The 14076-nt window shown below is 70.7% G+C and carries 13 protein-coding genes and 1 pseudogene; 6 read left to right on the top strand and 8 right to left on the bottom strand.

Annotated elements, in window-relative coordinates; all coding sequences use genetic code 11:
- On the top strand, positions 1-253 hold a 253-nt coding region (locus AC08OU_RS08845; RefSeq protein ID WP_476604645.1), incomplete at its 5' end, for a peptidase inhibitor family I36 protein.
- A 160-nt stretch (positions 254-413) separates the two neighbouring features.
- On the opposite strand, the gene AC08OU_RS08840 is transcribed toward AC08OU_RS08845, so the two are convergent.
- Entirely contained in the window at positions 414-1589 is a 1176-nt protein-coding gene (locus AC08OU_RS08840; protein ID WP_476604644.1) for a hypothetical protein, read from the bottom strand.
- A gap of 79 nt (positions 1590-1668) precedes the next feature.
- The gene (locus AC08OU_RS08835) at positions 1669-2832 is read right to left on the bottom strand and encodes a Fic family protein (RefSeq protein ID WP_476604646.1); all 1164 of its coding nucleotides are present in this window, start codon (positions 2830-2832) and stop codon (positions 1669-1671) included.
- 370 nt (positions 2833-3202) lie between these two features.
- Between AC08OU_RS08835 and AC08OU_RS08830 the strand changes: the two genes are divergently transcribed.
- From AC08OU_RS08830 to AC08OU_RS08820, 3 genes and pseudogenes are all read left to right on the top strand, one after another.
- Positions 3203-3586 (top strand): hypothetical protein, encoded by a 384-nt coding sequence (locus tag AC08OU_RS08830; protein WP_476604643.1) that lies wholly within the window; start codon positions 3203-3205, stop codon positions 3584-3586.
- Positions 3541-4888 (top strand): annotated as a pseudogene (locus AC08OU_RS08825) (DUF6119 family protein). The gene AC08OU_RS08830 and the pseudogene AC08OU_RS08825 overlap by 46 nt, the downstream one beginning before the upstream one ends.
- Before the next feature lie 174 nt (positions 4889-5062).
- On the top strand, positions 5063-8470 hold the full coding sequence (locus AC08OU_RS08820; RefSeq protein ID WP_476604642.1) for a DEAD/DEAH box helicase: 3408 nt from the start codon (positions 5063-5065) through the stop codon (positions 8468-8470).
- On the opposite strand, the gene AC08OU_RS08815 is transcribed toward AC08OU_RS08820, so the two are convergent.
- From AC08OU_RS08815 to AC08OU_RS08790, 6 genes are all read right to left on the bottom strand, one after another.
- The gene (locus AC08OU_RS08815; RefSeq protein ID WP_476604641.1) at positions 8404-9573 is read right to left on the bottom strand and encodes a hypothetical protein; all 1170 of its coding nucleotides are present in this window, start codon (positions 9571-9573) and stop codon (positions 8404-8406) included. The genes AC08OU_RS08820 and AC08OU_RS08815 overlap by 67 nt on opposite strands.
- A 233-nt stretch (positions 9574-9806) precedes the next feature.
- Positions 9807-10277: an SCO6880 family protein gene (locus AC08OU_RS08810; protein ID WP_476604640.1), complete on the bottom strand. Its 471-nt coding sequence runs from the start codon at positions 10275-10277 to the stop codon at positions 9807-9809.
- A complete protein-coding gene (locus AC08OU_RS08805) occupies positions 10187-10657 on the bottom strand; it encodes a hypothetical protein (RefSeq protein WP_476604647.1) in 471 nt (156 codons plus the stop codon). Before AC08OU_RS08805 ends, AC08OU_RS08810 begins: the two co-directional genes overlap by 91 nt.
- A gap of 303 nt (positions 10658-10960) precedes the next feature.
- Entirely contained in the window at positions 10961-11386 is a 426-nt protein-coding gene (locus AC08OU_RS08800) for a PIN domain-containing protein (protein ID WP_476604639.1), read from the bottom strand.
- Between the two features lie 208 nt (positions 11387-11594).
- On the bottom strand, positions 11595-12401 hold the full coding sequence (locus AC08OU_RS08795) for a hypothetical protein (RefSeq protein WP_476604638.1): 807 nt from the start codon (positions 12399-12401) through the stop codon (positions 11595-11597).
- A 272-nt stretch (positions 12402-12673) separates the two neighbouring features.
- Complete coding sequence (locus AC08OU_RS08790) at positions 12674-13348, bottom strand: hypothetical protein (RefSeq protein WP_476604637.1); 675 nt, start codon at positions 13346-13348, stop codon at positions 12674-12676.
- Positions 13349-13368: 20 nt separating this feature from the next.
- Here AC08OU_RS08790 and AC08OU_RS08785 point away from each other — a divergent pair, with 20 nt between their 5' ends.
- A complete protein-coding gene (locus tag AC08OU_RS08785; protein ID WP_476604636.1) occupies positions 13369-13533 on the top strand; it encodes a hydrolase in 165 nt (54 codons plus the stop codon).
- Between the two features lie 76 nt (positions 13534-13609).
- On the top strand, positions 13610-14014 hold the full coding sequence (locus AC08OU_RS08780; protein ID WP_476604635.1) for a hypothetical protein: 405 nt from the start codon (positions 13610-13612) through the stop codon (positions 14012-14014).
- Positions 14015-14076 lie beyond the last annotated feature (62 nt).

Below are 14076 nucleotides of genomic sequence, written 5' to 3'. Positions count from 1 at the left end.
AGTCAACGCGAACTTCACCGGCCCGATGGGCAAGGTCCGCGGCAGCAACACCGACTGGCGCGTCTTCCAGCAGTCCAGCTGCAGCACCGGCACATGGAACGACTGCGCCTCGTCCTACTGGAACCGCACCGGTCGGACGGTGCGCGTGTGGCAGCACGTCGGCTGGCAGGGCAGGCACGCTGACCTCGACAACGTGCCACGCACGGTTTCGCAGGACTGGAACGACCAGATCAGCTCGAACCAGGTCCTGTGACCCGCTGGCGCTCACCGGTCGCCCGAGCGCTGCGGCCGGTGAGCGCCCCATCAAGGAGAGTGGCCCGGGATACGCGCCGCCGCCGGCGCTCGCTAGGGGTTGAATGACACCACGATCAAGGCTCGCCTCACCACAGGTTTTGCGGCCATGGCCGGTCCGTTCAGCGTGCAGGGCCGGTGGTGAGTCCGGCTCGGTCCAGTCGTTGGAGGAGGGCGGGCCGGTTGGGGTAGGTGTCCCGGATCCGTTGGACCCGCCGCCCGTATTCGGCTTGGTGACCTTCTCGTTGGTCGAGGTCGCGCAGGTCGATCAGGAGGGTGACGGCCTGGTCGTAGTCCTTCGGCTTGGTGGCGCGGATCAGGGTGTCGACGCGTTGCCAGGCGGCCTCGCTGTCCCGGGCGAGGGTGTCCAGGTGCCGGGTCCGGGCGAGGGCGGCAGTTCGTTCGCGGGCTGCCTGCTCGCGGGCGCGGTGCTCGGCGGCCAGCCGCTCGCGTTCTGTGCGATGGCGGCCCGCGTCGGCCTGGAGCTGGGCGATGCTCCGGCGGCCGTGGTCGGGTGCGGTCGGTGCGGGGGTGAGCCGGCGGCGCAGTTCGATGCCGACGTGGACGTCGCCGTGGACGACGCGCAGCAGCAGCGCGTTCTTGTCGACGTCGGGCAGGTCGGCGATCCGTGCGGTGAGTTCGGCGTCGGTCGCCGATCCCGCGTTCAGGGGCGGACTGGCTTGTGCGGCAACGGTGAGCAGGTCGTCGTCCACATGCAAGAACGCGGCCAGGGACTGCAAAGGACCGGGCAGGTCGCCCAGGCCCGGCGGGACGGGGGGCTCGATGCCGTCGGGGTCGAGGTGCCCGCAGGTGACGGCGTGCAGCCAGGCCAGGTACAGCAGCCGCAGGTCGCCACTGACGAGGTCGGCTCGCGCCGGGATGATCGACGCGAGTCTTCCGCCGCCGTCCTCATCGTCGTACGCGTCTTCGTAGTCATCGTCCCACTCGCCGCCGTCGTCAACGCTGTAGGTGAGGTCGAGGATCACGTGCTCACCGCTGGACCAGGAGCTGGCGGCGTCGGTGGCGCAGTACCGCTCGGCGGTTTCCAGGTCGAGCAGGGCGGCAGGCAGGCGGAACATCACCTGCCGGGTTCCCCAGTTCGCGGTGTAGAGGAACGCGTCGTAGTACCGCTCGACCAGCGCCCGTGGGTCCCCCTTGAAGTCCCCCCACTGGTAGGTGTTGACGAAACTGGTCGGCGTGATCCGTGCGCGGGTGGACAGCGCCCGGACCGCGCCGAGGGCCTTGGCGTCCAGCGGCCGGTCCACGGCCAGGAACTCGTAGTACTGATACTCGCTCACGTCACTCAGTTTCCGGTCTCGGCGGTGGGGTTCCTGTCGTGGGCCGGTTCGGCAGCCCTGTTCCGGATGGTCGTCATTGTCATGATGTCGCCTCAGGGGTCGGGGTGCGCAGCCGTGCGGGCATCCAGGGGTAGGGGTCGCTGATCGCCGGGCGTGAGCTGACGACATCGGCCCGGATGCTGCGCAGGGTCCGGCCGGCGATGTAGTGGCGTCCCTTGGTCTGGCCGACCGCGCTGAGTAGTTCGAGTTCGACCAGTCGGGCCAGGTCTCGGCTGGCGGTCCGCTCTTCGATGCCGGCTCGCCTGACGTAGGTCGCACGGCGGATCCTGAACCCCAAGGTGGCGTCGTACAGCTCAGCCGCGGTTCGCTCCGGCAAGCCATGGGTTTGGGAGAGGGACTCGAGGGCCTTCCAGGTGTCGTTGGCCTCCGTGAGCCGACGGTTGAGAGTCTGCGCCTGGATATGGTGTGCCCGCAGGTTGAACTTGACCCAGAGCGATGCATCCTTGTCGGGCCGCCAGGCGCCCTGACCGGTGAGTGCGAGGACACGGTAGTAGTCGTCCGTGTTGTGGCCCAGCCACTCTTCGATGCTGGAGAAGGCAGGCTCGGCGATCCCGCCCATGGACAGGACAAGGGTCTGCAGGGCCCGGGCCATGCGCCCGTTGCCGTCGCGGAACGGGTGGATCATCACCAGATTGAGGTGGGCGATCGCGGCCCGGATCAGGGGGTCGAGGCCCAATTCGGTGCTCAGGTCGGCCACCAGTTCGTCCACGAGTCCGGGTACTGCGGCGGCGTCGGGGCCTTCGTACACGGTCGTGCTGGTGGCTTCGTCGTGCACGTAGATGGGGCCGGTCCGGTACCTGCCGGGGCTCTTGGCCAGGTCGTGGCCGAGCATCATGAAGTGCATGCTGCGGATGGCCGAGGCATCCAGGGTGAAGTGCGAGTCCGAGGACATGGCCAACACGTAGCCGAGGGCTTGGCGGTAGCCGCGGATCTCGGTGAAGGTCGTCTGGTCGGCGCTCAGGGGCTCCTCGTCGTCCAAGGCCGCGGCGGCGTCGTCGATCTCGACGTGGTAGCCCTCGATGCTGTTGGACCCCCGGATCGCGCGCGCGAGCATGCTTCTGCGTAGCCCGCCTTCCCACCGGCGCGGGGTGCGCAGGTAGTCGGCCAGTTGGCGCCGTAGGCCGTGGATCTCCTCGAGGACGGCCTCGTCCTCGATGTCCGGCGAAGGCGTGGGGTAGATCATCACCTGTCCCGATGTCTCTATTCTTGAGACAAGACTAGGGGGGAAGGTGCCCTGGCGCAATTCTCATGACATCGAGACACCGCTGCGATGGGGTCGGGACGGGCGGTCGCTGGACCCTCGCGGACCAGGCCGAACCGAAGCGGACGGCGTGTCGATGGCATGGAGGGGGTCAGGGGTTCGAGTCCCCTCAGCTCCACCATCGCGGCCCTACTCGCACTCTGACCCTCGAGGCAGCGTGCGAGTGGGCCGCCGTCGTGCTTTGTGGCCTGGTCTGCGGCGTCCTGCGGGCCGCTGAGCGGCCCTGAAGTGCACGGGTGCGGGTGGCCAGGACGAGGCTCGCGAACGGCTCCTGGAGGGCGTCTCCGGTCGTGTGCGGCCGGCGGTCGGTGCTGTCGAGGTAGAGCCTCGTGAAGATCGCCTTGTTCAGCCGCTTCCGGGCCTCGTCCGGGGCGGTGTCGTAGAGGTCGCGGGGTCGGTCGAGGAGGTCGAGGGCGGCGAGAAGTGCGGCGCGTCCGGGCTCGAGGTTGTCGATGGTGTTCTCGAGTTGGTGAGTGATCCGCTGCTTGCTCTTGCGGACTGCCTGGAGTCGCTCCTTGATCTTCTCTTGCGGCCATTCCGGGTCGCCGATGAGATCGAGGAACCGGTCTTCCTGGACGTCGAACTCGGCGAGTTGCTTGGTCAGGGTTTCCCGACCAGGCCGTCTATGCCATCAGCTACGGAACCGGCTACCTGTGGCTGGACGACGCCGCCGTAGACCCCCGCTTCGGTATCGGGTTCGTCGTGCGCTGCCTCGATTGCGACCAGGTCGACAACCTGGTGCGTCGGGTCCCCGGCGCCCGCGGCCGGACCGACAGCACCCTCGTGCCCGGCGGTGCGTCCATCTGGCACCTCGGCATCGAGCGATTCGCGGAGATCGTCCGCCGCCTCGGCGGGAAGGTCACCACTGTTCCGCTCATCACCAGCCGGCTGCGCAGTCGGCCCGTCACCGTCGAAGGCGCCGCCGGACTGAAGATCCGGATCGGCGTCCAGCCGCACGACCCGGTCGCCGACATCCGTGCCATCGCTGACGTGTGCCGCAGCCAGTCCCCGCACCCGGACCTCGCGTTCGTCGAGAACGTGATGCCCGTGACCGCCCCTGCCGACACCCGCCGCCTCAACGATGCGCTGGACGACCTTCTCGGCCCGCAGGCCGCTCGCCCGGCCCTGGCCGTCGCCGTCCCCGAGTCGGCGCTTACCCACCTGCCGTTCGCCCGCAGCTTCCAGGTGAAGATCGGCAGTGTCGCCACGTCGCCGGTGCCCGAGGTGACCCTTGAAGGCATCCTCACCCGAAGCCGCAAGCAGGAGCCCGGGCAGCGCCTGAACGCGTTGCGCAACGGTTGGGTGGAGATGTGCTCCAGCGAGTACGGCACCGAAACCGTCGGCCGCAGCCGGGCCCTGAACTGGATCGAGGCTTCCGTCGCGTTGGACGACCGTCGGTTCGTCCTGGTCGACGGCTCCTGGTACGAGCTGGGTGACGCGTACGCCGAAGAGGTCCGCGGATACGTCCGCCACCTGCTGGAACAGTCGGCCCACGCCCCCGCCCTGCCCGCCTGGCGGCGTGGCGAGGAGGAGCGCGACTACAACCTTCGCGTCAGCGACACCTGCCCCGGGTACGTGTGTCTGGACCGACGCGGAGTCACCACCCGGCTCCACCGCACCAACGGTGTCGAGGTCTGCGACCCGCTGGGCCCGGACAACGAACTGATCCACGTCAAGAAGGCCACCGGCTCGGCATCGCTGAGCCACCTGTTCAACCAGGGCCTGGTCTCCGCGCAGACTCTGGCATCAACCTGGAGCCAACCGGACGTTCGCGGAACTGGTCCGCCAGCACGGGCGGGGCCGCACGATCCCCGATGACTTCAAGCCCGAGAAGATCGTCTATGCGATCCTGCTGAAGGACGGAGAGGACGTCGACGCCAACACGCTCTTCCCCTTCGCGCAGGTGGCCCTCCGCCAGGCAGCGATCTACCTGGAGGGCAGGGCCGACGTCCAGGTTGTTGCCATCCGTCGCGGGTGACTCCAGGGACACCTGGTGCTGCGCCGCTCGTCCTGTTGATGGTGATCTGTAGGGTTCCTTGCGGTTGGTGCTTCAGACCGTGGATCGGTAGCACCGCTCCGATCGCGGAGAGCCGTGTCGACGAGAGCAGCGGGGGCTGGCGGAGTGGGTGGCGAGCGGCAGCGACGGTCTTCGGTGGTGCGGTACTGGCGTGCGGTCGAGGTGTTCACGCCGGGGACCGTTGAGCGGGTCGATTTCGGGCGTGGCCGGTCGGCGGACCAGCGCGGCGAGGGCATGTACCCGGCCGAGCCCGGCGAGCCGCTGCCGTGGCAGCCGGGGCACCCGGTGTCCGGGGTGCGTCTGGACCCGAAGTACACCTGGCAGCACGTGGTGTACGGCGGGGTGTTCGGGCTGGACCTGCTGTATGCGCGCATGGAAACGGTGTTCGGGGCCAGCGACGTCGACTTCGACGAGCGAGCTCCCCGTGGCGACAGCGCCTTGTTCTCCGTCGTGCTCGACGACGAGGGCCGGCCGGACCTGGAGTCGTTGGTGCTGTCCACCGCAGCGTGGGGGCTGGGACGGGCTGGCACGCCGGGGCCCGGTGACCCGGCTTGGCTGGACGGCTTCGAGCAGACGGCGGAGGCACACCGGATGATGGTGACCTCCTTGGTGGCCGGGGCCGAAGCCGCCGCCGCTGCCGCGGGACCGGAAGCCGTCGAAGAGGGCGTCGACCAGGCTGAGCCGTCTCCCGCGGAGGTCCTCGGCGACTTTCGCGACGCGGTTCTTTCGGCGCTGGGCGGGGATCCGGGCGGGTCGCAGGACGAAGCTCTGCTCGACGACGAGGGCGACGTGGACGACGAGGGCGATGGGGGTGAGGACGGGCACGTCGACCTGGTGACCAGGCGGCTGGAGTTCCGTGACCTGTGGCGGCTGGTGGTGGCGACTGCGGAGCTGGTGGGGCTCACGGACCTGACGGCGGACTGGCAGATCCGGGTGCAGTCCCGGCGGGTTCGCCGACCCCGTCCTGGGCAGGGCGAGAAGGTGGAGAAGGCCTATCGTGCCGAGGAAGGCTTCCTCAACAGCTTCCATCTGGAGGATCTCGACAGGGTCGCTCGGGCGCTGTCAGCCGGGGACTGCGGGGATGCGCTGGAGGCGTACCTGACCGAGGACGATGCCTTGGACGTGAGGTCGCGTCGCGATGTCCGGGCCCCGGACCAGCGGCCTCTGTTACGGGAGCTGTTGTCCCCGGAGCGGGTGCCTGTGGGGCGCTGGCTGGCGACGGCGTCCCACCCGTTGGCGGCCAGCCAGCAACTGGCCGTCGGACAGATCGTGGACCGGCTGGCTGACGGGGCCGGGGTCTTCGCGGTGAACGGTCCGCCGGGGACGGGCAAGACGACGATGCTGCGGGATCTGATCGCGGCTGTGGTGGTGGCACGTGCGGAACGGTTGGCGGCGTTGCCTCGCCCGGCGGCGGCGTTCACCCGCACCCTGACGTGGAGGATCGACAAACGGGAGCGGATGGTACGTGCGCTGGACCCGGCGTTGACGGGGTTCGAGATGGTGATCGCGTCGGAGAACAACGGCGCGGTGGAGAACGTCACCCGGCAGATCCCTGCCGCATCCGAGATCGACGAGTCGTGGCGCGGCGTGGCGGAGTACTTCGCAGAGCACGCCGAGCGGTTGCTGGGCGAGCCCGCGTGGGGCCTGGTCGCGGCGCCGCTGGGGAACATGGCCAACCGGCAGCGTTTCGTCAAGCAGTTCTGGTTCGGGGACCCCGATCGTCGTCCGGGTCCTGGGGCCCGAACTCGCCCCGAGGGCCAGTCGGCTGACCCTCCGGTAGCTCCTCGTCTGTCCGGTGCCGAGTCGCAGGACCGCGGGTTTCGCGGGTTCTTGCGCGCCGCCGCCAGCATGCCGGTGGACTGGGCGGCAGAGGTCCGTTCGTTCCGCGAGGTCGTGGCGGCGCAGGAGCGGCTGCGGGCCGACCGGGTGAGTTGGGACCGGCTGCTGACCGAGCGGGACGAACTGGTCGCCGAAGTCCCGCAGGCACGGGCACTGCTGGGGCAGGCGAGCGCGCTACTGGCAGAGACCGAGGACGCCGTGGCCACCGCGTCGCGCGGGGCGCAGACGGCGCAGGCGAGGGAGCAGGCCGCGGCCGACCGGCGCGCGGAGCATCTGGCGCGCCGTCCTGGGGGCGTGGAGACGGTGTTCACGTGGGGGAAGGCTGCCCGACGCTGGCACGCCGAGGATGAACCGCTGGCTGCGGAACAGGCCGACGCGAGGCAGCGGGCCCGGGATGCGGCCGAGGTTCTGGAGGCAACGACGGCGATGTTGGCGTCTGCCCGGGTCACGGTGAGTGACGCGGAACGGGCGGTCGCGGACGTCGTCCGGAGGCTGGGCGACGTCGAGGCGGCGTTTCGGGCGGTGGCCGAGCGATGGGGGCAGGCTTTTCCCGACGAGGCTTGGTGGGAGGACGAGGAGCGGCGGGAGCTGTCCGGGCCCTGGCTGGACGAGGCGTGGAACGCGGCACGGTCGGAGGTGTTTGTCGCGGCGCTGCGGCTGCACGAGGCGTTCATCACGGCGACCGCGGACGTGTTGCGGCGCAACCTGGACACGATGGCGATGCTGCTGCGCGGCCAGGTCCCTCGTGACCTGGCCGAGCCGGTCGCGCGGGCGGCGTGGCAGAGCCTGTTCCTGGTCGTGCCGGTGGTGTCGACGACGTTCGCGTCGGCGCCTCGGCTGTTCCGGCACCTGTCCCGGGAGGCGCTGGGCTGGCTGTTCATCGACGAGGCCGGACAGGCCCGTCCGCAGTCGGCGGTCGGCGCGATCTGGCGGTCCCGGCGGGTGGTGGCGGTCGGGGACCCGCTGCAGCTGGAACCGGTGCTGACCGTGCTCAACACCACCCAGCAGGCGCTGCGTCGTCACTGCGGGGTGGCGAAGACCTGGACGCCGGTGGGCACGTGCGTTCAGTCCCTGGCCGACCGATTGACCGCCCTCGGGACCTGGCTACCCGGCCCGGATGAGGAGCCGGTGTGGGTGGGGGCGCCGTTGCGGGTGCACCGCCGTTGCGACGAGCCGATGTTCTCGCTGGTGAACCGACTCGCCTACGACGGGATGATGGTCCGCGCCGCTCCGAAGCGGGATCCGCTCACGGTGGTCGCCACGCGATGGGTGGACGTGTCCGGCCCCGGCCTGGGCGGGAACTGGGTTCCGGCCGAAGGCGAGGCCGCCGACCAGATCCTGGACTACCTGCTGCGCCAGCAGGGCCTGGCCCCGGAACAGATCTTCGTGATCAGCCCCTTCCGGGCGGTCGTGGCGGGGCTGAAGGGCCGCTTGCGTGCCCATCGCGGCGTCCAGGTCAGCACGGTGCACAAGACCCAGGGTCAGGAACGTGACGTCGTCCTGCTCGTCCTGGGCAGCGACCCCGACCGGCCCGGCGCCCGAGCGTGGGCAGCGCAGAAACCCAACCTGCTCAACGTGGCCGTCAGCCGTGCGAGGCGGCGCCTCTACGTGATCGGGAACAAAGGCGTCTGGGCCGGTCAGCCCCACTTCGGGCTGCTCGCGCGCACCCTGGAGTGCAAGCCGTTCACCCAGCGCCGACGATGAGCCGGCATCCGCGCTGGTCCTGCGCGTCCGGCAGGACGTGCAGGACCGGGAGCGACGACGTCGGCCCGGTCATTCGTCCAGTACAGCTCCCGCTCCACCGGGTGCAGGACCGTCTGCACCACGTGCGACGACGTACGGCCGATCTTCCAATGGGCCCGCCCGAGGTGTTCCCCGGTCCAGGACGCGATGTGGGCGGCCTCGGTGTCGGTCAGGCCGATGGCCTGCCGGGTCATCGCCAGGGGCGCGGTGTCCTGGCGCAAGCAGATCCGCACATCACACGAGGCGAGCAGGTTCGAGGCAATGGCGACCTCGGCGGACCCGGCGGGGCCGACCGACTCGAAGTCCGCCAGGCGGTGGGTGGCCAGGATCTGGATGGTGCCCTGGGATCTGGACAGCCGCAGGCCGGAGTCGACCTTGCGGATCATCGCGACGGTCTCGTCGCCGCGGGAGTCCAGCCGGGAGATGTCCACGGTCTGGATCGGGGCGTCGAAGTCGAGGGCGACGGTCGTGGGGCCGTCGAACAGGCCCGACAGCGACCCGGTGATCATGTTGCCGAGGGCGTCGGCGACCGGGCGGATCATCTCCCGCAACTGTTCGGCCGAGTCGCCGGGGGCGCGCAGGTGCTCAACCATCGCCGCGGTCGGGTCGCGCAGCAGCGCCCACACGGCGGGGATGGTCGGGTCGGTCAGGGTGGTCGCGGCGTCCGCCTCGCCGGTGGCGTGCCGGATCGCCAACGAGACCGCGGCCTCCTCGCTCGGGGTGAGGTCGCGGCCGAGACGGGTGACCAGCAGGGAGGCGAGCAGGGTGATCCGACGGCGGTGGATCTCGGCGAGCCGCTCCAGCCGGGCGTCGGAGTCCGCCGGAAGGTTCTGGCCGAGGGGGCCGGCGTCCAGCGGGTTCAACCGGGCGGGAAGACCGGGCCCGAGTTCGAGGGGCTGGACGCCCAACGCGCGGGCCAGCGGCGCGTACTCGTTCTTCAGATCGCCGAGGACGAACGTCTTGACGCCGTAGGCCATCAACCGGAACGTGAGGGCTTTGACGGTGGCGGATTTCCCGGCGCCGGGGACGGGCGCCCCGTACAGGAACAGATACAGGCCCTGCACCTGTCCGGTGGACCCTCGGAAGGTGGGTGGGGTGGGGATCCCGGCGGCGCGCCCGGCGTAGGGGCGGGCCCAGCCCCGTCGGGGGGCGACCGGTTCCCGGTCCGTCTCGTCCCGCCGTGCCCGGGCGGTCCGGGGGTGCCGGAACCATCGCCGGGGTGGGGGCGGCGAAGACGTCGCTGACGTCCACCACCGGCGCGCCTCGACGCGGCGGCGGCGCAACGGGTTGCCATCGCTCAGTCCTCCCTTGCTGTCGGCGTTCGTGTCGTCGACGTCTGTGCTGTCGGTGTCGGGGTCACCAGCGGCGGGGCCGCCCGAACCCCAGCGGGAGGGCGGACATCGCGAACGCGGCGTCCTGGGTCAGCCACATCCGGCGCAGCTCGACCCTCGCTGCGGCGGCGTCGGCCTCCAGTTCGGCGCACGCGTCCTCCAGTGCGCCCTGGTCCGGTCACGGTGACGGTGACGTAGCCGGTGAACCGGGCCAGGCCGTGTCCGGCGGCGCGTTCGACGTCCTGGGCGCGGGCCTGTTCCAGGGCGGCGCGTTCGTGTTCGGGCACGATCTGCCCGGTGCGTTGCCGCATCCGCACCGCCACCGATCGGGCCGTGCGCTCGCGCATCACCTCGCGTTCGGCCTCCCTGGGCCCCAGCGGTTCCACGTGCAGGGACACGGCGCGCCGGTGGGTGGACTCGGCCAGCAGCGGCGCCAACGCGGTCGCCGGGATGTGGTGGCGGGGCCAGTCCGCGACCCAGTGCCGGCGCGGCCGCCGTCGGTCGGGTGGTGCCAGATGGTGAGGCCGCCTTCCTTGCGGCACAGTTCGTCGAAGCTGTTGCGCAGGTAGCGGAAGCCCATGCCGGGGTGGTCGTCGCCGGAGTGGATGACCGCCCACAGCCACAGCCACAGGAAGAGCATCGCCGACGGCGACAGCGTGTCGTGGGGGATCGCGACGCCGCCAACCAGGGGCGTGCCGTCGGCGGCGGTGACGGCGATGGGGGAGTGGCGGTCGACCCACAGGGCACTGGTCGGCCCGGTCTTGTCGAAGCTGAACACGGCTGGCCAGACGGGGACCGGCAGGTCCTGTTCGGCCACGTCCGTGACGAAACGGGCCAGTGATCGGGGGTGATGCTTCAGGGGGGGCAGGAGAGGGGTCTGCGGTTGAAGGCCGGAGTGTGTGCCGGCGTGCAGTGATCGAGCCGTCCGCCCTTGACGCGCAGGAGCGGGAATCCTCGACACTCCCGGTCGGCCTGTGAAGGATTCCCGTGCCTGTTCGGGGCAGGTCTGATCGGGAATGATCTTGCTAAGGCCCTTCTGTCACCCGGATGACGGATGGCCGACCGGCGGGAGCTTGCCTGAGGCGCGCTCAGCGGGAGAGGCGTTCTGGTCGGGGTGAACCTACGTGGGCCGTGCTTTCAGGTCGGGTAGGCCGTCGTCGAACTGGCGCATCTGCTGGTAGACGGCCTGCCAGGTGAGGCCGTGCTTGATCCAGCCGTTCTGCCCGGCTGCATGCTTGAGGACCTGAGGGGTGCTCCAGAGGACGAGTCGGCCGGAGGCCCTGTTCTGTTGCAGCCAGGCGATCTCGCGGTGGGTGCGGGCTCGTCCGTTGCTCTCGTCGATGAGTGCGTAGACGTCGTGCCCCTGCTGGACGAGGACGGAGGCGTGCGCTAGGACCATGATCTCGCCGAGGCTCTTCCCGGTACGGACGCGGTCGTGAGCGGGCTGACCACTGACGCGGGTCACGGCATCGATGAAGGGCTGGGTGGTCAGGGTGTCGTCGAGGACGTCGATGCGTCCGGTGCTCCTGAGCTTGCGCCACGTCACCTCCGCTGGGCTGCGGCGGAAGCGGGCGTCCTGGCGGACGCCGAGGATCTCCTCCGCTTGACCGGACGGCGCCGACGAGGCCGGACATGTTCGTCCATCGAATGGTCGTGACTGGTCGTGACCCGGCCTCGGTAAGCGCTCCCACGCGACCATCGCGTGGGCGAACCTCGAGTCGTCGCAGATCCCGCAGGCCGGGCGGCTGCGGGGCCTACCGCGCCGTCACCGGGACGTCGGCCGACACAGTGGCGCCGCTGACGGCGTCGCCCGCGTAGCGGAAGCGCCAGGTGCCGGACGTCGTTGCCGCTGCTGTCGCGCGCGCGACGCCGTTGCGGGTCTTGACCGCCACGACGTCGGTGAAGTCGGCCGCGCCGTTGGCCCGGAATTGCAGGACGACGCGGGCGTCGAGGTTGGCGTAGGTCCCGGTCTCCCAGTCGGCCCGCCGGAGCGTGGCGGTCACCTGCACCTTCTGTCCGCGCTTGCGGCCGTGGTGAACGGCGTGGACGTCGCCGAAGGCGGTGGCGCGCTTCAGCACGAACGACGACGAGAAGAAGCTGACCGGCTCGTCGACCTGGACGACACCGTCCCCGTTGGCGTCGTAGAAGGCCAAGGCGCCCAGTGGCCGCACGCCGGCCCAACCGTTCCCCTCCAGGCCCGACGGGCGGGGGGTGTGGACCGGGTCGAGCGGGAAGTAGCCCTCGGGACTCTCGACGTAGGTGAACTTCTCGCCGTACGGGTAGTCGTAGTTGCGCAGCATGAGCCAGCTCGCGCCGCTGCTCCCGGGGTAGAAGTCCGACGTGAGGGCCCAGCTGACGTCGCGCTCGGCGTCGCAGTCGGTGGCGACGTCGAACCTCACCTGTTCGGGGGTCACGCCGAGCACCACGACCTCGGGCGAGGTGCCGGTGATGGCGCAGGTCACGGCGTCGGCGTGCGCGACCGTGGGCGCGGCGGGGAGGAGGGCGAGGGTGACGAGCGGTGCGACGAGCGCGGTGCGCAGCATGACACGTTCATCGCGCACCGCGTTCATGTCGTTACTGAAAGCTCCACCCTGGCGGGAACCTCCAGGCGGTCGCGGGCGAAGCGGAAAGGATCTGCCTCGCAGGTCGGGCTTGGACCTTGTCGGCAGGTGGGTGTTGGCTTCGGCTAGTGGTGAGCGGCTGCGCCGGGCGCCGACGGCTGAGCCGGCGGAGGGCCCGGCACCAGAACCTCGCGCTCGACCAGCCGCGAGACCTCGGACCCACCGTGCTCTGCATAGACGGCGGCTCGCGTGCGGGCCACCGTAGCCGCCGCTCAGGATCCGAGGACGGCGCGGCGGGCGACGTCGGTGGCGCGGCGGCGGTGCTCCTCGGCCGCCTCGCGCCGTCCCAACGCCGCGGCCAGCCGCTGCAGGTAGCCGGCCACCGGACCCAACGTCAGCAGGCCGCTGCCCGCACCCGCGAGCTCGCCGGCCGCGGGCAGCAGGACGTCGTAGGCGCGCTCCATCGCCACCCGGTCCGCCAGCTCGACCGCGGCGACGGCGGCGAGGCAGGTGCGCGCCTCGAACAGCAGGTCCGGAGGGGACGGCGGGACCGCACGCAACGCCTCGCCGGCCTCCGGGCTGCGCCCCGCCGGGAGCAGGCCGAGCGGGTGGACCCAGTCCAGATACGGGCCCCAGCCGAGCCGAGCGCCGAGCCGAGCGCCGAGCCAAGCGCCGAGCAACGCCAGCGGGAGGATGCCCTGCTCGACACCCCACATGCCGGTGCCGGTGAGCCGGCGGGCGGCGTCGCGGTAAGCGGCCTCGGCCTCGGCCTCGGCCGTGCGCCCCGCGACGGCAAGCCGCATCGCCGCGTGCCACCGGGTGAACACCCCGACCAGCGGCAGCTCGTAGCGTCCGGCGAGCCGGTCGGCGGCCGCCGCGTGCCGGTCGGCGGTCGCGAGGTCCGCCAGCGCCGCCGACGCCTGCACGAGGACGAGGTGACCGAGCACCTCGAACGTGACGAGGTCGCGTGCTCCAGCAGAACTGGGGCGCCGCGCTCGGGCTCGACGCCAGGGCGCTGTGGGAGGCGTGGGCCGACGATCTCGACCACCGGACCGTCTCGTGCGGTCACTTCATGGCTGAGGAGGCGCCAGCCGAGGTGATCAAGGCGCTGCGCGACCTGTTGCGGCGGTAGGCCCGCACGAGCGGCTCTCAGAACCCGTCCTTGAATTCACGCCGCCCTGGCGAGACGACGTGACATAGGGGCGATCATGGCGATCGTGGTCAGGGCCTCGTGGGTACCGGCGCGGCGTTCGAAACGAACGTACGAGGAGCGGATCACGCTCTGGCACACCAGTGACATGGACGAGGCCATCGGATGGGCAGAGGCCGAGGCACGAGAATACGCCGCCGCCCTGACCGGCCCGCGCGGTCGGCTCACCGAGTACACGGGCCTGGCGCAGGGCTACCTCCTCTTCGACGCTCCTGAGCACGGCGCAGAAGTCTTCAGCCTCCACCGAGACAGCGATCTCGACGCTGAGGACTATCTGGACAGGTACCCCGTCGCACGCTCACTGCACGACGCTGAGGTTCGTGTGGAGGTGACAGACGTCTACCTCACCAACCGTGTCCCTGTCGCAGTTGGGCGGCGCGGCCCCGGTCCTGGCCGTCGGTGACGGCGCACTCGGGTTGGGGCGCCCTGGCAGCGGACCGCCCCTACCCCTGCTCGTCGCCACCA

Source organism: Frankia sp. CcMO1 (genome assembly GCF_977945845.1).
The sequence above is the reverse complement of the archived record's forward strand: the minus strand, read 5'-3'. Positions and strand labels throughout refer to the sequence as shown.

Excerpts from the sequence above, each read along its gene's own strand:
- AC08OU_RS08835 (WP_476604646.1), bottom strand. The coding sequence starts at position 2,832 with ATGATCTACCCCACGCCTTCGCCGGACATCGAGGACGAGGCCGTCCTC.
- AC08OU_RS08780 (WP_476604635.1), top strand. The coding sequence starts at position 13,610 with ATGGCGATCGTGGTCAGGGCCTCGTGGGTACCGGCGCGGCGTTCGAAA.